This is a genomic window from Streptococcus acidominimus (genome assembly GCF_001921825.1).
Lineage (GTDB): Bacteria > Bacillota > Bacilli > Lactobacillales > Streptococcaceae > Streptococcus > Streptococcus acidominimus.
The window spans coordinates 1-20,899 of the sequence record NZ_MSJL01000039.1; the positions used below are offsets into that span (position 1 = coordinate 1).

16 protein-coding genes are annotated in these 20,899 nt (G+C 44.2%); 15 read left to right on the top strand and 1 reads right to left on the bottom strand.

All coding sequences use genetic code 11. From position 1 onward, the window contains the following. Positions 1-38 precede the first annotated feature (38 nt). Together BU200_RS08005 and BU200_RS08010 are read left to right on the top strand one after the other, a co-directional pair. Positions 39-437, top strand: coding sequence for a hypothetical protein (locus tag BU200_RS08005; protein WP_075099667.1), 399 nt, complete (start codon positions 39-41; stop codon positions 435-437). Continuing rightward, on the top strand, positions 421-717 hold the full coding sequence (locus tag BU200_RS08010) for a PH domain-containing protein (RefSeq protein ID WP_075099668.1): 297 nt from the start codon (positions 421-423) through the stop codon (positions 715-717). Before BU200_RS08005 ends, BU200_RS08010 begins: the two co-directional genes overlap by 17 nt. 340 nt (positions 718-1,057) lie before the next feature. On the opposite strand, the gene BU200_RS08015 is transcribed toward BU200_RS08010, so the two are convergent. Then, positions 1,058-2,674, bottom strand: coding sequence for an ATP-binding cassette domain-containing protein (locus BU200_RS08015; protein ID WP_075099669.1), 1,617 nt, complete (start codon positions 2,672-2,674; stop codon positions 1,058-1,060). Positions 2,675-2,895: 221 nt separating this feature from the next. On the opposite strand from BU200_RS08015, the gene BU200_RS08020 reads away from it, so the two are divergent. From BU200_RS08020 to BU200_RS08080, 13 genes are all read left to right on the top strand, one after another. Continuing rightward, positions 2,896-3,825, top strand: a complete 930-nt coding sequence (locus BU200_RS08020; RefSeq protein WP_075099670.1) for an ABC transporter permease — start codon at positions 2,896-2,898, stop codon at positions 3,823-3,825. Between the two features lie 11 nt (positions 3,826-3,836). Beyond that, positions 3,837-4,763: a carbohydrate ABC transporter permease gene (locus tag BU200_RS08025; RefSeq protein WP_075099671.1), complete on the top strand. Its 927-nt coding sequence runs from the start codon at positions 3,837-3,839 to the stop codon at positions 4,761-4,763. Positions 4,764-4,837: 74 nt separating this feature from the next. After that, on the top strand, positions 4,838-6,316 hold the full coding sequence (locus BU200_RS08030) for an ABC transporter substrate-binding protein (RefSeq protein WP_075099672.1): 1,479 nt from the start codon (positions 4,838-4,840) through the stop codon (positions 6,314-6,316). A 395-nt stretch (positions 6,317-6,711) separates the two neighbouring features. Then, on the top strand, positions 6,712-8,838 hold the full coding sequence (locus BU200_RS08035) for an alpha-L-fucosidase (protein WP_075099673.1): 2,127 nt from the start codon (positions 6,712-6,714) through the stop codon (positions 8,836-8,838). A gap of 89 nt (positions 8,839-8,927) precedes the next feature. Next, on the top strand, positions 8,928-9,533 hold the full coding sequence (locus tag BU200_RS08040; protein ID WP_075099674.1) for a DUF624 domain-containing protein: 606 nt from the start codon (positions 8,928-8,930) through the stop codon (positions 9,531-9,533). A 16-nt stretch (positions 9,534-9,549) separates the two neighbouring features. Beyond that, entirely contained in the window at positions 9,550-11,187 is a 1,638-nt protein-coding gene (locus tag BU200_RS08045; RefSeq protein WP_075099675.1) for a sensor histidine kinase, read from the top strand. Positions 11,188-11,481: 294 nt separating this feature from the next. Beyond that, entirely contained in the window at positions 11,482-12,759 is a 1,278-nt protein-coding gene (locus tag BU200_RS08050; RefSeq protein WP_075099676.1) for a response regulator transcription factor, read from the top strand. Positions 12,760-13,221: 462 nt separating this feature from the next. Further along, positions 13,222-14,508, top strand: a complete 1,287-nt coding sequence (locus BU200_RS08055; protein ID WP_075099677.1) for an adenylosuccinate synthase — start codon at positions 13,222-13,224, stop codon at positions 14,506-14,508. A 925-nt stretch (positions 14,509-15,433) separates the two neighbouring features. Then, positions 15,434-15,724, top strand: a complete 291-nt coding sequence (gene yajC / locus BU200_RS08060) for a preprotein translocase subunit YajC (RefSeq protein WP_075099678.1) — start codon at positions 15,434-15,436, stop codon at positions 15,722-15,724. A 155-nt stretch (positions 15,725-15,879) separates the two neighbouring features. Next, positions 15,880-16,635 carry an undecaprenyl pyrophosphate synthase gene (gene uppS / locus BU200_RS08065; RefSeq protein ID WP_075099679.1) on the top strand — a complete coding sequence of 252 codons (756 nt, stop codon included), beginning with the start codon at positions 15,880-15,882 and terminating at the stop codon, positions 16,633-16,635. 12 nt (positions 16,636-16,647) lie between these two features. Next, positions 16,648-17,454, top strand: coding sequence for a phosphatidate cytidylyltransferase (locus BU200_RS08070; protein ID WP_075099680.1), 807 nt, complete (start codon positions 16,648-16,650; stop codon positions 17,452-17,454). A 9-nt stretch (positions 17,455-17,463) separates the two neighbouring features. After that, entirely contained in the window at positions 17,464-18,723 is a 1,260-nt protein-coding gene (locus BU200_RS08075; RefSeq protein ID WP_075099681.1) for a M50 family metallopeptidase, read from the top strand. Positions 18,724-18,750: 27 nt separating this feature from the next. Then, positions 18,751-20,607 (top strand): proline--tRNA ligase, encoded by a 1,857-nt coding sequence (locus BU200_RS08080; RefSeq protein ID WP_075099682.1) that lies wholly within the window; start codon positions 18,751-18,753, stop codon positions 20,605-20,607. Positions 20,608-20,899: the final 292 nt, after the last annotated feature.

Sequence of the window (20,899 nt, forward strand, 5' to 3'; positions counted from 1 at the left end):
CTGGCTTTAGACCATCAATTGGCAGGAGAATTTAGGGCATGGAAAGAGGATCTTTAGAAGAATTGAGGGGCTCTATTCGACAGAAAGAGCAGGGACTGATTGCACAAGAAGAAGACTACTATCGTGCTAAAAGACGATTGGCAGAGAGCATGAGGGACTTGGACGACCGTCACCGCCGTTTAGCGGATGCTTTGGGGCAAGAGCAGGAGAAGATGAAGTGCTTGCTTTTCCACCATGATGCTAGACCAGAAGCGGCAGCGCATTTCGAGAGGAAGGTTCGGGAACTACAAGATGAATCCGATTGGGCTTATAGGAAGAGACTACATGCCTTAGAGGAGGAAATGGAGCAATCAAGGCGCCGTTTTTATCAGGAGCGTGATCAGTTGGAGGTAGAATTACATGATTTAAGGAGGCAATACCATGAACGGACTAACTAGTTACTACTTACAAGCAGATAGCGAGCCAGACTTTAACGAAATGATACGCTCCTTGCAGAAGTCCTATGCCCATGTTCAGTCTGCTTTCATTCAAGGAGACCATAAGTCGGTGAAGGAGCAATTTGAGACGGACGGTAAGAATCTAGTGTCCCGTATCCAAGTAGCGGTCAAAAATATTCACGGGCAGGTAGACACTGCCATTAAGGGGGAGGGTGCTAATGCGCTCAAACAGGCAGTTGAGGCAATACTCCCTAAATATGAGAAGATTTTTTCTGCATAGAAGAAAGTAAGGACAAAGAGCAACCTCGCTTCCCCAGTCTATTCCGAGATTGTGGAAGATGGGAAGTATAGTCATTTAGTTTATCTTTTATTACTTCGTTAACTCATTTTGTATAATTGAACTCGGGCTACGAGCTGTGCAAAGAAGAGCGATAACTGTTTCAGTTTTAGCTGATGATAGTTCTTTAGGAAATAGGCTGAAAACCTCCACTGGAGCTTTTTACTCAGCAAGGCGAGTGAACGACGTCAGATTTTGATGTTTGACGAGTATAAATGACTATAAAAAGATTGAAGAAAGTGGTTCAATGGGACCTTTCTTCAATCTTTTTTGTATCTAATCATCAATGAAAATCGTCTGGAAAAACGAGTTCCTTAGTGAAGTAGTGGGTAAGTTCTGCATGCGAGGTGTGAGAAATCATAATGATGGTCAAGTCGGCTTGTTGGAGTAGCTCACGCTCGATAGCAATAGCAGTCTCTTTGTCAACTGCGGATGTCCCCTCGTCGATCAGGATGATTTTTTGTCCTCGCAATAAGCCGCGTGCCAAGGCTAGTCGCTGGCGTTGTCCACCTGATAAGGAGCGTCCACGGTCTCCGACCTCCCGGTTGAGGAAGTCTTCAAATGGTTCCAGATTGGTCAGTCCAGCTTGCAGACAGGCATCCTTGAGTTCTTGGTCTGAAAATTCTTGTCCCAGACAGAGGTTTTCCCGAATTGTTGTTGACAGCAAGTAGGCTTCCTGAGGGAGGAAGAGGATATGCTGCGCCAGATAGTGGGGTGGGAGGTCGCGGATTTCTTGTCCATGGAAGGTCATGCTTCCTGTGTAGTCTCTAAGGAAGCCCATCAAGATCTTCAGCAAGGTCGACTTGCCACTACCGCTCTCGCCAGTAATCAGGTATTTGCCCCCTTTCTCAAAGCGTACCTGCAAGTTTTGGAAGAGTTCCTGTTGACCATAGGCATAGCCCAAGCGTTCAGCGATTAAGATAGGCGCCTCGTCGTCTGTACTGGCTAGGCGAGGTGTGATAGCAGTTGCTGTTGGTCTTGGGATGGTCTCTTGGAATTTCTGGAAAATCGGTTGGCAGCCGTGAACCGAAGCCAGTTGCCCGCTCAGATCACCGAGGTTCGTAAAGATAATACCGGTCAAGGCTCCCGTTGCCTCAATCGTCCCGATTGAGACCAGCCCCCTAATAGCAAGATAGCCCGTAAAGATAGTGAGACCAATCTGAAAGAAGATATTTCCTGTAAAGCCAAGTGCTCCAACTGCCGCTTCAACCTTCGTTTGCTTGAGGATGACTTGCTTGAGCAGGAGGGAGGCTTGGACGATCCGTCTAGGAATTTCCTTTAATAAGGAGAGGGAATAAAAGACATCAAAGCCATTTAAAATGGTCTCGCTCTCTTTAAGGAAGCCCTCGTTCTGCTGGCTCGTTTTAAGGCTCACTTCCTGCATCTTCCTACCAAATAATTTGGGAATTGTCAGCATACAGGCCACAGAGATAAAGGTGACCAGCACCAAGGACCAATGATAGCGAAAGAGCATGATGACTGCGAGCAGGGTTCCCGAAACGCCCTTGATAATCAAAAAGAGCGGTTCAAAGGCCTGCTTGTTCAGGCTATGAATATCGTTGTTGAGCCAGGATAGATAGGTGTTGACAGACCGCTGATGGTAGCTTTGATAATCCGTATCTGCTAAGCGCTGGCTAATATCCTCACGAAGAATGGTATCGAGTTCCTGAATGACCCTCATCTGGTAGAGCTTGGTCAACCAGTCAAAGAAGATCAGCCCACACCAGACCAACATCAGGTAAATTTCCTGAAAGAGAAATGCCTCCCAACGCAGGGCGATCAGCTGGTTCAAGGCTTCGGCATTGATGGTTGCGGCATAGACGTGGCAGATTTGTCCAATAATCATCAGTAAATTAACGCCGATAAGTTTTGATTTTCGTTGCTTAAGAATCTCAAACATCAGATACCTCCAGTTTGCGTTCATTTTAATAGTTTTTACTAAAAAAGCTAGTTACAAACTATAGAAAAAATTCTCATTGTTTTAAATATTGAAGAAAGTTCTATTTCGTTTCTATAGGATTTAAAAAATTTGTAGAATTTTTTCTATAAATAGTAGTTAATGCTATTGAGCAAAAGGAGGTATACTAATAATGTAAACGTTAACAAAGAAAGGGGCTTCAGATGCAAAAGCTAGGAAAAACGCTGAAAGAAAACTGGATATTCCTGCTGATGGTTTTACCGGGGGTAATCTGGTTGGTGCTCTTCTTTTACATACCAGTTTTTGGAAATGTAGTAGCTTTTAAGAATTATCACCTAACAGGGAATGGTTTCATGGACAGTCTTGCCAATAGTCCTTGGGTTGGTTTGGATAATTTCAGATTCCTATTTAGCTCGCAGGATGCTTACATTATTACGAGAAATACCATTCTATACAACGTAGGCTTCATTGTAATCGGCTTGATCGCGTCAGTAGCTGTGGCGATTATTCTCAGCGAGCTTCGTTCAAAGAAATTGGTAAGGGTCTATCAGACCACCATGCTCTTTCCTTATTTCCTATCCTGGATTATCATTTCCTTTTTCGTCTATGCCTTTTTAAGTCCAGACAAGGGAATTTTAAATCATCTTCTAGAGGGGTTCGGACAAGAAGGGAAGAACTGGTATGTGATTTCTTCTTTCTGGCCAGCCTTTCTGCTCTTTCTCGGCATTTGGAAGGGCTTGGGGAATAGTAGTATCATCTACTATGCGACCATTATGGGAATTGACCCTAGTTATTATGAAGCAGCGACAGTGGATGGAGCGTCCAAGTGGCAACGTATCCGGCATGTGACGATTCCTCAATTGGCTCCGCTGATGATTATCTTGACCATCTTAGCAGTTGGAAATATCTTCCGAGCTGACTTTGGGCTCTTTTACCTAATTCCGAAAAATTCTGGACAAATTTTTAATGTGACGAATGTGCTAGATACCTATGTCTATACAGCCTTATCACAAACAGGGGACATTAGTATGGCGGCAGCTGCGGGTCTCTATCAATCCATTGTAGGCTTTATATTGGTTCTAACGACCAATCTTATCGTCCGTCGGATCGATAAAGATGCATCCCTATTCTAGGAGGAGGATCTATGAAATCAATCAAAAAGAAAAAAATTGACTATGTTAGTATCCATTCCTTCGGTAGAAAGACGGATCTGTTCTTCAATATCGTGATTGCCCTGTTTGCCTTGTCCTGTATCCTACCCTTTATCTTCGTCATCATGATTTCAATAACAGACGAAACGCGTCTAGTGGTTGATGGCTTCCAATTCTGGCCTTCAAAATTTAGCTTTGTCGGCTATGAATTTTTGGACCAATTAAAGGGAAAAATCTTACAATCACTCTTTGTAACGGTCTTTGTGACAGTCGTTGGAACGACCCTAAATGTCTTTTTCACAACGACCTATGCCTATGCGATTTCACGCAAGACCTTCCGATTTAGGCGCTTTTTCACTGTCTTTGCCCTCGGTAGTCTCCTCTTTGACGCAGGGTTGGTACCGCGTTATATTATCATGACGGGATTCTTAGGTCTGGGAGATACCATCTTTGCCTTGATTGTGCCAATGCTCCTCAGTCCCTTTAATATCATTGTGATGCGCACCTTTATTAAACGGACGATTTCAGAGTCTATCTTTGACTCTGCCCGGATTGATGGGGCTAGTGAGGCTCGGATATTTTTCCAAATCTGCCTCCCACTGGTGCTACCGGGTATTGCAACGATTAGTCTATTTACCGCCTTAGCGTTTTGGAATGATTGGTTTAATGCGCTTCTTTATATCAAGAGCGAAAATCTCTTCCCGCTTCAGTATCTCTTAACGAAAATTCAAGCCAATCTTGATTTTCTCTCTACCAGCGCAGGAGCAGGAGCGCAGGTCTTTAGCGCAGCAAAAGGTCTACCGCGAGAATCTGCTCGCATGGCCATGGTGGTGGTGGCTACCCTACCGATTGCCTGTGTGTATCCATTCTTCCAACGTTACTTTGTGAAAGGCTTGACTATAGGAGGTGTGAAAGAGTAAGAAAGTTTTAGGTACTCAGAAATGCTCGGCGTTTCATTGTTCAATGTGTTAAAAAATAATAAAGGAGAAAGCCCATGAAAAAATGGCAAAAAGTTGCTGCTCTATCAGCTAGTGCAGTTGCAGTAGCAGGCCTTGCAGCCTGCGGAAGTCTCAAAGGAGACAATAGCAAATCCGCGATGACTGATGACGGAAAGCCGGTCATCAAGATGTACCAGATTGGTGATGCACCTGATAATTTAGATGTCTTACTTGAACAAGCCAATAAAATTATTGGCGAAAAAGCAAATGCTAAATTGGAAATTCAGTATCTTGGTTGGGGTGAATATAGCGATAAGATGAATGTTATCGTTAACTCAGGTGAAAACTATGATATTGCCTTTGCCTCTAACTATGTGCTAAATGCTCAAAAGGGTGCCTATGCAGATTTGACAGAGATTTATCAAAAAGAAGGAAAAGAATTATACGACTCTCTTGACCCTGCTTACATTAAAGGAAATACTGTTGACGGTAAAATCTATGCCGTTCCCGTAAGTGCAAACGTCGCTTCTGCCCAACACTTTGCCTTCAATGGACCACTATTGGAAAAATATGGCATTGATATTTCCAATGTCAAATCACTAGAAGACCTAGAGCCAGCTCTAAAAGTAATCAAAGAAAAAGCGCCAGAAACTGTGCCGTTTGCAGTTGGTAAAAATTATAGCGTATCAAGTAACTTTGATTTCCCAATCTCAACCGAATACCCATTTGTCATTGACCTAGACGGAGATACTAAGAAGATTGCTATTTCTTATGATGTCGAAAGCTATCGTTCAAAACTCCGCACCATGCATAAATACTACCAAGCTGGCTATATTCCACAAGATGTCGCAACGAGTGATACAACCTATAACTTCTCAGATGATACTTGGTTCGTTCGTGAAGAAACAGTAGGACCTGCTGATTACGGTGATAGTCTTCTTACTCGTGTTGCTGGTCGTGACATTAAGATCCGTCAATACACAGACTTCTACAAGAAGAACCCAACGACTCAAGTTGCCAACTTTGTCATCTCAAGCACTTCTAAGAACAAGGAAAAAGCTATGAAAGTCTTGACCTTGCTCAATACAGATAAAGAATTGCTCAACGGCTTGGTCTATGGACCAGAAGGCGTAAACTGGGAAAAGGTTGCAGGTTCAGAAGATCGCGTGAAAGTACTCCCTCCATACAACGAAGGAAGCTCTCACATGTCAGGTTGGAACACAGGTAACAACTGGAACCTTTACATCAATGAGAATGTAACAGACGAGCAGGTAGCTGAAGCGAAGAAAATTTTGGCAGAAGCAAAAGAATCTCCAGCTCTTGGCTTCAACTTCAATCCAGAGCCTGTAAAAGCGGAATTGAGTGCTGTATCCAATACCCTCAAACAATACGCACCAGCTATTAACACAGGTACAGTAGATCCTGATGTTGAAATTCCAAAATTGATGGAAAAACTCAAATCAGAAGGCGCTTACGAAAAAGTATTGAAAGAATTGCAAAAACAATACGATGACTTTTTAAGTGCGAAAAAATAAGCGCATCAATAGCTTGTGTGACCTATTATAAATGATGAGTGAGGAGAAATCGAACGACTTGTGACTACGGTTTCTCCTCGCTTTTTCATTCAAGAACTTTGGTTTACATTTGGCACTAGCTCCAACAATCTGGGAATAGACCGTTGAAGATTGGAGATAGAACGAGAGAAACTCGTGTCAAGTATGGCTCCCTTTAGGGAAGAGGCTGAAAACCTCCACTGGAGTTTTTGACGAAAAACTTCCTTTTCTTCATTTCCGACCTCAAACAGTCTCTCCCCAGACTGTTTTGACGAAAAACTTCGTTTTCTTTATTTCCGACCTCAAACAGTCTCTCCCCAGACTGTTTAAGCTAGTACTAAAAGTAAACTGAATAACTATAACAGAGAGGAATACAAATGAACAGCTTGGTACCAAATGCTACCCAATTCCAATACCACAAGGAAGAGTTGGCTGCCTTTATCCATTTTGGTCCCAATACCTTTCACAATGTGGAATGGGGAGAACACTACGGGGATATGCCTGCCAAGGAAGTTTTCCCCTTAAAAGAGAAAGTGGATGTGGAGCCGTTGATGGCGACCTTGCAGGCGGCAGGCTTTAAAAAGGTGATTGTCACCGCTAAGCATCACGATGGCTTTGCTATTTGGCGCAGTCGTTTTACAGATTATGAGATTGGCCATACAGACTACCAAAATGGTCAAGGAGATGTCCTAGCAGATATTTCGGTAGCTGCGACCAAATACGGTCTTTCAATGGGGCTCTATCTTTCTCCGTGGGATATTCATGAAAAAAGCTATGGCTATTATGATCGAGATGGTAAGCCCTTGGTGGGGGAGGACGGAGATCCACTTTTTGGTCGAACATGGGAAGAAGTAGAGCAGCTAGATGCTGCTGACTATAATACCTTTTACCTAAATCAATTAGAGGAGATTTTGAGCAACCCTTGCTACGGCTGCAATGGCCGCTTTACAGAAATCTGGCTGGACGGAGCAAAAGGGACGGGAGCTGCTGCCCAACGCTATAAGCTAGACCAATGGATTGAGACCATTCAGCGCTATCAAGGCAGACAGGCAGGCTATGAGACGGATGCCCTTTTGTTTGGAGCAGGTCCTTATACGACCGTTCGCTGGATTGGCAATGAGTCTGGTTTTGCCCGTGAGACAACATGGGCGCCTGCGCGACTGGTATATGATACAGCTGGAGTGGCAGTTGATATAGACACCAATATGCGCGACCATTATAGCCAAGGCTACCCAACTGGTGATGTGTGGACGGTGCCGGAAGCAGATGCGAGGATTACCTCGGGCTGGTTTTGGGGTTTGGATAAAAAAAGACCCAAAAGCCTGTCGGAGCTGACCGACATCTATCTGCGTTCTGTCGGTCATGGTGCCACCCTCCTACTCAATATCCCCTTGAATAATCAAGGGACGGTTGATCAGGAGATTCTCGATCGGGTCAGGGAATTTGGCTGTGCTGTGCAGGCGACCTTTGCGACCAATCTGGCTCAAGGAGCAGGCTTGTCTGCGAGCGCCTCTTACCAGCAGGGCTTGGAGTATCTCCTAGATGACAATCCCTTGACCTACTGGTCTCCCCAAGCAGGTGCGACTGAGGCAGTGGTCACTCTAGACCTTGGTAGCCGAAGGGCATTTGAGATTGTCTCGATAGAAGAAGCCATCCAACAGGGGCAGAAAATTTGCCAGTACCAAGTGGAGGTCAGTTTGAACCAAGAAGATTGGTACTTGATGGGAGAAGGAACAACCGTCGGTGCCAAGCGTCTGGTCGTTCAAGCCGGGACACAGGCTCAATTTATCAGGATCTGGGTCAAAACTGAAAGCGAGGCGCCCCTGCTCAATCGTATCGGTGTCTATCGAGCAGCTCATGGCTTTCAAGTCGCTACCGAGGCTTCATCAGCGATTAGGAAGATCCCTCTGACGCTTGGAGAGCTTTGTGGGGAACAGCTCCGTCAGCTAGAGCTAGAAGGCAGCCATGTGAGACTGATGGGTGAGGCAGGTCTATCTGGAGGAGGTTTGCGTCTGGTGCTAGATGGACAAGTGCTAGCCCCTCTTGACTATGGGGCGATTGTAGAAGGTTGTCAGGTGCTATTTGACTGGTCCTTGTCGGACAGGCAGAAGCATAGGATTGGTGTGTGTGTAGCAGAAAAAGACCTCCCCTATGTCTACCTATTGGTCTATGCTAATGATAGCTATATCGAATTTGACCAAAGCCATTACAGTCTATCTGCAGGGGAAACAGTCTCGCTTGTCGTGAGGCGGATTGGAGCAAGTCATCAGCGGGCAGAAGTATGGTTGGAGAATAACCCAGGTTCTGCCGTTCAAGGGGATTATGATACATCGGTAGCTGGTAGGTATGTCTTTGAAGTAGGGGAGTCTGAGCGCCAGATACTGGTAAAAACAACTCCCCAGCCTCAAGGAAAAGCTCCGCTCTACTTCACCCTAAATCTAGTGGAAGCGACAGGGGCAAGGCTGGGTGCCTGTTCGCAGGTGCTGGTGACCATCCAGTCATAGGTTGGAAATAGAGTGTTCAACTGTTTCTTTCCTACTGAAAACATGGTATACTTATCTTAGATGAAAACGTTTGATATAGGAGGTTTGAGATGGGGAAAGTGATTGCATTTGTCTTTGAAAAAGTCTATCTTGCGCTACTGGTTTCAGGAATCTTTTTTCTACTGACAGTATGTGGTGGTATTGTAGGTGGTTTTGGACCTGCTGGTGCGACGGTGATGTCTTTAGTGGCAGCGCATGGTGATGATTACCGGAGCTATACATGGTCGGAAGCCTGGAACTTGTTTCGTAAGAATTTCAAGCGCAGTAATCTGGTTTTTTACTCGCTCTTTCTGTTAGAATCTGGTTTGTTCTATGGGCTCTATCTTATCCTGCAGTTTCCACCGTCTATCGTGACGGTGACGGTCACCCTTGTCCAACTTTTTTTAATGATTCTCATCTTCTTGACCTATCAGATTTACTTGAAACTACAAGTTTACTTTGATATGTCGTATCTGATCAGTCTCAAGCTGTCCTTTCTCGGACTCTTTGTCAGTATTTTGACCTTGATAAAGTTGTTCCTTGGAGCGTTTGTGGTGGTCTGGATCGTTTCTTATTTGCCAGCAGTAGGATTTTTCTTGTTGGTGGGGACTTGGCATTTTTATGTGTATGACACATTGGAGACTGTCTATAAAGGCTTGCAGGACAAAATCAGATAGGATCTAGGATAGTAGAATGAAACGATTTTGGTTAAATTCTCTTTTGCGTATATACACTTCTGCAATGATTGTCATCATGCTCTTTATCGCCTGTCTATTGGCCTATTCCGATTGGCATGCAAAAGAGCAGGAAGCCCAGCGAGTGGTTCGCTATGTATCAGGTCGCATGTCAGATGAAGTAGACTATCACTATCGTCACCTAAGTCAGGTCGTTGACTCCTTGACGCAGAACGTCATTCAGCTAGAAGGACTGTATAAGTATTTTTCCCTTAGTCCGTCAGAATATGCCTCTTGGCTCTTGAATACGGATGCTTCACAAGGGATTGATCCCTCCCTCCACCGCAATATTCTCAGAACCTACATGCAAAATGAAGCGATCGAAGGGATTGCCCTTGCCTTAAATGATTACAAGACGGTCTTTGTCTCTAGCCGTCAACTAAAAGGTGGTCGCCAGATTGGAGCAGAATCCTTTAGACCGGATCCACAGGCTTTTCCCATCTTGATGTATGACCAATTGTCTGAACAAGTAATCGGGACAGCCTATGTGACGGTTGATAAAGAAATCTTTCGGAGACTGGTAGAAAACACGGCGGTCCCTCTGGTGATCCGCATTACCTCTCCCTATGAGCAAGAGATGATGGTGCTTAAAGAAAACCGTTTCATGGAAGTCGGTGAATGGGTGAGCAGGGAAACAGACCATAATTACGAGGTGGATGTCGCCCTGCCCAAGGGCTACCTGCTCCGCTTGAGTCTTGTCAATACTCTTGGAATTGTAGGAACCAGCTTCATCCTATCAGGGATCCTCTACCTCCTTTTAAAACGAGTTTTTAAAAATTACCAAGTACAGGTCAGCGATATTGTAGAGACCATGCAGGTGATTTCGCAAGGGGATATGGTAAGGCGGGTTGATGTGGCGACCAAGGAGCGCGAGTTGTTGCTAATTGCAGACAATACCAACCAAATGTTGGACAATCTCAACCAGAATCTACATGATATTTACCAGTTGCAGCTAAGCCAGAAAGACGCCACTTTACGCGCCTTGCAAGCTCAAATCAATCCTCACTTTATGTACAATACGCTAGAATTTATCCGGATGTATGCCGTTGTACATGACCAAGATGAGCTAGCAGATATTATCTATGAATTTAGCAGTCTCTTGCGCAATAATATTTCGGATGAAAAAACGACGACCTTGGAGCAGGAATTAGAGTTTTGCAGGAAATACAGCTATCTATGTATGATGCGTTATCCAAAATCAGTTGCTTATGATTACAAGATAGCTCCAGAATTAAGGAACTTTCGCATTCCCAAGTTCAGCATCCAGCCTTTGGTTGAAAATTATTTTGCCCATGGTATCGATCATCATCGCTTTAATAATGCGATTAGTGTCAAGGTTTTTCAGCGGGATAGTAACATTGAAATATTGATTCGTGACAATGGCAAAGGAATGCCAGAAGAAGTATTGAAGCGTCTTCAAACAATCTTACAACAACGCAGATTTGATCACGGTGATCAAGAGCAGCATTCCATTGGGATTATCAATGTCCACGAACGCTTTGTCCTCTTTTTCGGGGACTGCTACGAGATTCAACTGCATTCTGAACAAGGTCAGGGTGTGACCTACAGTATCTTCATTCGCCAGGAGGATAGCTAGCTGTTTCTGCTTCTCTTTTATAATGGAACATGCCTAAACTTTGTGCGAAAAAAAGGTGCAACTGGTGCAGCTCGTGTCAAGTATGGCGACCTTTAGGGAACGCAGGTCTTCTAGTTTTAGCTAGTTACCGCTAGGCTCCCTTTGGAGGTGGGAGATAGAGGCTTGCTATGCAAACTCTCCTATGTCTGTGTCCAAAAGGTAGGGATTCAATAAAATATTTATATTTTTCCAAAAGGGTTCGGATTAGGGAAAGTTCACTCCCCACTATCTGGAGAGAGTTAGAAAGAGGAAGATATGTATAAGGTTTTATTAGTTGATGATGAGTATATGGTGATTGCGGGATTAAAAAAATTGATCCCTTTTCACCAGTATGGTATGGAAGTGGTCTACGGTGCTAATGGTGCCACAGAAGCCCTTAGCTATATCGAGCAACACCCAGTAGACGTTATCATTACAGATGTCAATATGTCAGGGATGAATGGTCTTGAAATGGTGCGTCAGATGAGGAAACAATTACCTGATGCGGCTTACATCATCTTATCTGGCTATAAGGAGTTCGAATATGTCAAGACCGCACTTAACTTGCAGGTGGCTGATTACCTAGTCAAGCCAGTTGACAAGGTAGAATTAGGGGAATTGTTGGGCAAGATTGCCCATACCTTTGCTTCAAAGGAAAGGGCTGACCATCCTCTATTGCGGGAAGATACAAGTGAGGAAGAATTTGAGCAGGTCTTGCAGACCAAGTCCCCCATGTTTCTTGTGGCAGCCCAGAAAGAGCAAGGAGAGTATGCAATACCCTTTACGATATTGGGGCAGTCAGGCTTTCTATTCTTGACAGAAAATGAGGGTGATGTCCTCCTTTCGAGACCTTTTACAGCTCCCTATGTAGTCTCCTTTAAAGCATTTGTTAAAGAATTGGAGACCTACTTCTTTTATGGAAATGTTGCCCTACAACCCAACACCAGCGTGTTTCGCTACTATGAACCGATGTATCGGGTTATTATCCAAGGGAACCTACGGCAAATTCTGGAAGAGCTTGCCTTGCTAGAAGAAATTGTGCTGAAAACAACACCTCGAGTGTCTACAACCAAGCAACTGTTTATCCAGTTTGTGATGGATGTGTTCCACCTTTTTGAACATTTGAAGCCAGATGACATGACGCAAATCATCAAGCAGTTGGAAAGTAGCAAGACCTTTGATGAGCTCTCCCAGTACATGCGCAAGGAGATTACCCACCTCTTTAGCCAACACCGCATGAACAAGAATGTGGCAAATGTGCTCGAGTTAATCAGCTCTCACTATCGTCAAGAAATTTCCCTCAAGGATATTAGTGCCCAGCTCTATATCAATCCGGTCTACTTAGGTCAGTTGATTAAGAAAGAGACAAACTCCACCTTTGCCGAGCTTTTAAACAAGCAGCGTATCAAAGCAGCTCAACAGCTCTTGCTTGCGACCAATAATAGCATTGAAGACATTTGTTATGCTGTCGGTTACAGCAATGTGGGCTATTTCTACAAAGTCTTTCGCAAACTCTGCGGTAAGTCGCCAAGTGCCTATCGCCAACAAGTGTAAATCAGCTCTTTCCTTTTCTTTTCTTTTAGCTGTGGATCTTCCTAAAGACAGTTCGTTCTCGGTTTCTTACTTCTGTTCCTGTTAGGTGAATAGGGAGAGGCAGCAAGGACTTCTTTCTAAGTGAAAATGGGGTGAAGCTGGGCAGAAAGTCCAGACTTGTAACAATGCTTTGGTTTCAGCTTTAGTCAGTTCCAGATTTTGGTTTTTATAGAGAATAAGGAGTGAGAAAAAATCCAATTTTTTCTCCTCCTTTTCTTTCGCGCATTCTAATCGTTCAGCTTTTGCAGTAAATCGGACTGATTTTTGTACTTGGCATTGCGATTTCACGGACAATGCTGGTCTCATCTTGAAAAAATCACCAAAATCAGCTATAATGAGTTGTAAGAAAAACTAGCAGGTGAAAGTCCTGCCGTGCGTGAAGAAAGGAAGCAGACCTTGCTCTGCTGTAAATAAGTAAAAGATATGACATCAGTTGTTGTTGTGGGTACCCAGTGGGGAGATGAAGGTAAAGGAAAGATCACAGACTTCTTGTCTGCTAATGCAGAAGTGATTGCACGTTACCAAGGTGGTGACAATGCAGGTCATACAATTGTAATTGACGGGAAAAAATACAAGTTGCACTTGATTCCTTCAGGGATCTTCTTCCCAGAAAAAATCTCGGTCATTGGAAATGGTATGGTGGTTAATCCCAAGTCCTTGGTCAAAGAATTGAACTATCTCCATGAGGAGGGCGTGACGACTGCCAACCTTCGGATTTCAGACCGAGCACATGTGATTTTGCCCTACCATATCAAACTGGATCAATTGCAGGAAGAGGCAAAAGGCGATAACAAGATCGGAACAACCATTAAAGGGATTGGCCCTGCCTATATGGATAAGGCTGCGCGTGTGGGGATTCGCATTGCAGACCTTCTCGACCGTGAGATTTTCAAGGAACGCTTGGTGCGTAATTTAGCGGAAAAGAATCGCTTATTTGAGAAACTATACGATAGTACAGCGATTGCCTTTGATGAGATTTTCGAAGAATACTACGAATACGGTCAGCAAATCAAGCAATATGTGACAGATACTTCTGTGATTTTGAACAACGCTCTTGATCAAGGCAAACGTGTGCTCTTTGAGGGAGCACAAGGGGTTATGCTCGATATTGACCAAGGAACCTATCCATTTGTAACTTCTTCAAACCCAGTTGCAGGTGGAGTGACCATTGGCTCAGGTGTTGGCCCAAGCAAGATTGACAAGGTAGTAGGGGTATGTAAAGCTTATACCAGCCGTGTCGGAGATGGCCCATTCCCAACAGAACTCTTTGATGAAGTCGGAGACCGTATCCGCGAAGTCGGTCATGAGTACGGGACAACTACTGGTCGCCCGCGCCGTGTCGGTTGGTTTGACTCTGTCGTGATGCGCCACAGCCGTCGTGTATCAGGAATTACCAACCTATCGCTCAACTCTATCGACGTTCTTTCAGGGCTTGAGACCGTGAAAATCTGTGTGGCTTATGACCTAGACGGCAACCGCATTGACCACTACCCAGCAAGTCTGGAAGAACTCAAGCGTTGTACGCCAATTTATGAAGAACTACCAGGCTGGTCTGAAGACATCACCGGTGTCCGTAGTCTCGAAGACCTCCCAGAAAATGCCCGTAACTATGTCCGCCGTGTCAGCGAACTTGTCGGTGTTCGCATCTCCACCTTCTCCGTAGGCCCGGGTCGCGAACAAACCAACATCCTAGAAAGTGTATGGGGTTAAAACAGTCCAGTGGACTGTTTTAAGTCGGAAATAAGGATTCGCAGTAGCGAATCCTCTTCTTGCTAAGTCCAGTGGACTGTTTTAAGTTGGAAATAAGGATTCGCGGTAGCGAATCTTCAGTATGATAGGGCTAGTCAACCTATTTAAAATTAGGGATAAAGCTTTACTTTATTCCCACGTCCCTACTTAATAAAGTGGGGACGTTTTTAGGTTGGAGAAAGAACGAGTGGAACTCGTGTCAAGTGTGATAACTGTTTCAGCTTTAGCCAGTTCCAGATTTTGATTTTTATAGAGTATGAGCTTGGCGAGGCACAGGTACCTCCAATGGATGACTGTTCATTGAGATTTTGTTCTAGTCTCAGCTGCTTCTGCTAAAAAATTTGAAATCATAGATGGCAGTTAAGTCTTTTTTAAGTTTTTTATCCTACACTAGGATTATCAAATAAAGGCCTCCTCCTTATTTGATAACTTTCCAAATTTTTCATTATCATCTCCTTAATGAAAAGCCGCCGTATTGGCGGTTTTTTTGGATAGAAGTGGGAGGGGGGAGAAACATCGTCATGATAAGTTTTATAGTCATTTAGTTTATCTTTTATTACTTCGTTAACTCGTCTTGCTGTACTTCAGTACTACCTGCGACTTTTAACGAAAACTTCGTTTTCTTCATTTCCCACCTCAAACAGTCTCTCCCCAGACTGTTTGAGCTAGTACTAAAAATAAACTAAACGGCTATAATAGTCTAGTAATGCCTATCAAGTCTCTGGGCGAAAGTTTTGTCGTAACTGGCTATGAGAAGATTTCTGCTTTTGGGTTTTCAGGTCTTACATCTATTGTAGGCTAGAAAATAGAGAGTAGCACTTCAGCTCTTCTTTCTTTTTAGAGAATCTTTTGGTATAATGAAGTATATTCAAAAAGGAGTGATACTATGGGACAATTTCTATTTCCACTGATAATGGTGGCAATGTTAGGATTTATGATATTTTCACAACGCAAGCAGCAGAAAAACCGGTTGGAAGCCTTGAACCAAATTCAAAAAGGGGACGAGATTATTACGATCGGTGGCTTGTATGGGGTTGTTGATGAAATCGACCAACAAAAAGTCGTTCTGGATGTTGATGGTGTCTATTTGACCTTTGAACGTTCGGCTATCCGTGGTCGTGTCAATCAAGCAGCAGTTGAGACCGTTGCGGTGGAAACTGCTGTGACAGAAGAATAATCATTGCAGGAAGCTGGGCTTAGGTCCAGTTTTTTTGTTCTAGTCGTTTCGTTTATTTTTACTACTGGGAAATTTGTGGGTAGCAGAAACCCTCGTACTTTCGCATTCTTAGCAAAATATGGTATAATAAAACGATTATACTGTGAGGATAAAACATGTTCCGCTTTCCATTTAAGAAAAAAGAAACGATTGAACCAGCTATTCAGGTCCCCAAGCACATTGCCGTCATTATGGACGGTAATGGTCGTTGGGCAAAACAGCGTATGCAGCCCCGTGTTATGGGACATAAGGCTGGTATGGATGCCCTGCAAAACATTACCAAAGCAGCCTCAAGGATGGGCGTCAAGGTACTGACAGTCTATGCCTTTTCGACAGAAAATTGGACCCGTCCAGAAAAAGAGGTCAAGTTTATCATGAACCTGCCTGTTGAGTTTTATGATAAGTATGTGCCTGATTTGCATGCCAATAATGTGAAAATCCAGATGATTGGTGACCATTCACGCCTGCCGGAAGCGACTAAAAAGGCTATGGATAATGCCATGCAAAAGACTAGATATAATACAGGGCTTATCTTAAACTTTGCTTTGAACTATGGGGGGCGTGATGAAGTGACCCATGCGGTTAGAGAAATTGCGCAGGCGGTCTTAAATTCCGAGTTTAATCCTGGGGATATTGATGAACAGCTGATCGCGGATTATCTTTATACGAATAAATTACCCGCTAACTTGCGCGATCCGGACTTGGTCATTAGAACGAGTGGCGAATTGCGTTTGAGTAATTTTTTACCTTGGCAAACTGCTTATAGCGAACTGTATTTTACGGATATTGCTTGGCCAGATTTTGATGAAACGGCGCTTTGTGAAGCGATAAAAGAATATAATCGGCGCCACAGACGTTTCGGTGGCATCTAAGAGGGAGAAACTATGTCAAAGGATTTACAGAAACGAGTGATTTTTGGGGGAGTGGCGCTAGCCATCTTCATTCCTTTCTTGTTAAAGGGTGGAGTACCTTTTCAACTCTTTATCGGGCTTCTAGCCATGATGGCGACTGCTGAACTGATGAAAATGCACGGTTTGTTGCCCAATTCGATTGAGGGGATGTTGACCATGCTAGGTAGCTTGGTCTTGACCTTGCCACTGGAGAATTACTTGACCTTCCTGCCTACTGACGGGAACTATACAGCCTATGCCCTTGTGGTCTTTTGCTTGCTAGGCTCAACAGTCTTTAATATTCAACACTATTCCTATTCAGAAGTTGCCTTTCCAATCGCTTCTAGTTTCTATGTTGGGATTGGCTTTCATCATCTGATTTTAGCGCGCATGGATGGTTTGGATAAGGTGCTCTTTGCCTTATTTATCGTCTGGGCGACAGATATTGGAGCCTACATGATCGGTAGCCGAATTGGACGGCGCAGGCTCATGCCCAAGGTGTCACCGAATAAGACGCTAGAAGGAAGCCTCGGTGGGATCGTATCGGCTCTTGTAGTCGCCCTTATCTTTATCTTGCTAGATAAGGGGGTGGCATCCGGTTACTCACTTGTCAGCATGTTGCTCTTAGTGGTTCTTTTTTCCATTTTTGCCCAATTTGGCGATTTGGTTGAAAGTGCGATTAAACGCCGCTTTGGGGTCAAGGATTCTGGTAGAGTAATCCCGGGGCACGGTGGCATTTTAGACCGCTTTGATAGTTTGATTTTTGTCTTTCCTATCATGCACTTTTTTGGTTTGTTCTAAGGAGGAATGATGAAAGGGATTTTAGCGTTTATTTTTATTTTTGGTGTGATTGTCGTTGTCCATGAATTTGGACATTTCTACTTTGCCAAGAAATCAGGGATTCTTGTCCGCGAGTTTGCGATTGGGATGGGACCCAAGATTTTTGCTCATATTGGTAAGGATGGCACAGCCTACACCATTCGACTTCTCCCCCTAGGAGGCTATGTCCGTATGGCTGGTTGGGGCGAAGATAAGACGGAGATTAAGACGGGAACCCCTGTCTCACTAACTGTCAATGAAGCAGGGACTGTTACTCGGATCAATTGTTCTGACAAGTCTTTAGATGATGGGGCGCTTCCCATGAATGTGACGGCATACGATTTTGAAGAGAGGTTAGAAATTACAGGGCTGGTCTTGGATGAGAGCAAGACTTTCTCCGTAGACCATGATGCGACCATTGTGGAAGAAGACGGGACAGAGCTTCGTATTGCTCCGCTTGATGTCCAATACCAGAATGCTTCTGTTTGGGGACGCTTGATGACCAATTTTGCGGGTCCGATGAACAATTTTATATTAGGTTTTGTTGCCTTTGTCCTCTTTTTCTTCTTGCAAGGAGGAGTAGCGGATGCTGGGTCCAATCATGTGACGGTGACAGATGGTGGTGCTGCTCAACAAGCAGGCCTTGTCACGGGCGATCAGATCCTCGCCATCAATGGTGAAAAGGTCAGCGATTATGAGGAGATTGCGACTACCATTGCTAAAGCCAGCCAAGGTGCTACAAAAGCTCCGATTTTATCCCTTGAAGTCAACCACAAGGGACAAACAAGAGTTCTGGATGTGACGACCAAGGAACAGGATGGAAGCTACTATCTGGGAGTGTCGCCTATCTTAAAGACAGGCTTTACTTATAAAATTGTCGGTGGCTTGAAAGAAACACTTTCGACCAGCATGTTGATTGTCCAAGCTCTGAAAAATATTGTTTCCCAGTTTGATTTGAATAAGCTAGGTGGCCCGGTCGCCATCTATCAGATCAGTTCCCAAGCAGCCGATAATGGCTGGGGGTCTGTCTTGCGTCTGCTCGCCATGTTATCGATTAACTTAGGAATCTTTAACCTTATTCCAATTCCTGCCCTTGATGGTGGAAAAATCGTGATTAATATTATCGAAGCCATTCGCAGAAAACCACTCAAACAAGAAATTGAATCCTATATTACCCTAGCAGGTGTCGCCGTTATGGTCATTCTGATGATTGCCGTCACCTGGAATGATATTTTACGTGTCTTTTTTTAAAGCATGAGTTAAGGAGAGAAAAAATTTATGAAACAATCAAAAATGATCATCCCAACCCTGCGAGAAATGCCATCTGATGCCCAGGTAATCAGCCATGCCCTGATGGTACGTGCAGGCTATGTCCGCCAGATTTCAGCAGGGATTTACAGCTATTTGCCACTTGCCAATCGCGTGATTGAGAAAGCTAAAAATATCATGCGTCAGGAATTTGACAAGATTGGTGCAGTAGAATTTTTAGCGCCTGCCCTCCTGTCGGCAGATATCTGGCGTGAATCAGGCCGTTACGATACCTATGGTGATGACCTTTACAAATTGAAAAACCGCGAGGGTTCTGACTTTATTTTGGGACCAACCCATGAAGAAACGGTGACCCTATTGGCTCGAGATGCAGTTCAATCTTACAAACAGTTGCCGCTCAATATCTACCAAATCCAGCCTAAATACCGTGATGAGAAGCGCCCTCGTAATGGCTTGCTTCGTGGTCGTGAGTTTATCATGAAAGACGGATACAGTTTCCATGCTAGCTATGACAGTCTGGACCAGACCTATGATGACTACAAGGCTGCCTATGAAGCTATCTTTACCCATGCAGGTCTTGAATTTAAGGCCATCATTGGAGATGGTGGAGCCATGGGAGGCAAGGACAGCCAAGAATTTATGGCGATTACTCCAGATCGTACGGATCTAGAACGCTGGGTTGTTTTAGACAAATCAGTCGCTTCCTTTGATGACATTCCAGAAGATGTCCTAGCAGCGATCAAGGAAGAACTGGCTGCCTGGTTGGTATCGGGTGAGGATACGATTGTGTATTCAAACGAGTCGGGCTACGCAGCCAACCTTGAAATGGCAACGAGTGAGTATAAGCCGCGCAATCTGGTCGTAGCAGACGGAGATCTGGTAAAAGTGGCAACACCAGATAGCAAGAGTATTGATGATGTTGCAAGTTTCTTACATATTCCAGAAGAGCAAACTATTAAAACCATGCTCTTTATAGCAGATGGTGAGCCTGTTGTCGCTCTTCTTGTCGGAAACGATCAGGTCAATGACGTCAAATTAAAAAATCATCTGGGAGCAGATTTCTTTGAAGCAGCAAGTCCAGAAGAAGCAGTTGCAGTCTTTGGAGCAAACTTCGGTTCGCTAGGTCCAGTCGGACTTCCAGAGAGTGTGAAAATCATTGCTGATCGTAAGGTAGAGGGCTTGAAAAATGCCGTAGTTGGTGCCAACGAAGATGGTTTCCACTATACAGGTGCCAATGCTGGTCGGGACTATCAGGTGACAGAATATGTCGACATTCGTGAGGTCAAAGAGGGAGAGCCTTCGCCAGATGGCAAAGGAAGTTTGCAGTTTGCCCGCGGTATAGAAATTGGTCACATTTTCAAACTGGGGACGCGCTATTCAGACAGCATGAATGCGACGATTTTGGATGAAAACGGTCGTGCAGTTCCAATCATCATGGGCTGCTATGGGATCGGGGTTAGCCGTCTCTTATCAGCTGTTTTAGAGCAACATGCCCGCCTCTTTGTGAACAAAACGCCAAAAGGCGACTACCGCTTTGCTTGGGGGATTAACTTCCCGAAAGAATTGGCGCCATTTGATGTACATTTGATTCCAGTTAATGTCAAGGATGAGGCAGCCATGAGCCTGACCGATTCGATCGAAGAGCGTTTGGTAGCTGCTGGTTATGAGGTCTTGACTGATGACCGCAATGAACGGGTCGGTGTGAAGTTCTCTGATAGCGACTTGATCGGTTTGCCAATTCGTGTGACAGTCGGTAAAAAAGCAGCCGAAGGTATTGTCGAAGTCAAGATCAAGGGGACAGGTGATACTGTCGAAGTCCATGTCGATCAATTGCTTGAAACCCTTAACATCTTAGCGAATCCATAAACAAAACCTCAACCTTTGGGTTGAGGTTCTTTTTGTAGCTGTTCTGGGTTCTGCTTGTTGACAAGTAGGATGCTCTTTGGGGATATAGTCTATTTTTGCAGTGCTATGCACCACTCTATTTTGGTTTTCATCCATACCTTAAAGGAAAAATGGAAGTTTCTTCTTATACTCAATAAAAAATAATGATACGTGATATAATAGAAATATGAAACCAACAGATTTTAAATTAAGCCCAGCAGACACTGCTCTTCTATCAAAAGCCCTCCAAACAGCTAAAACCAAATCTTTCCAT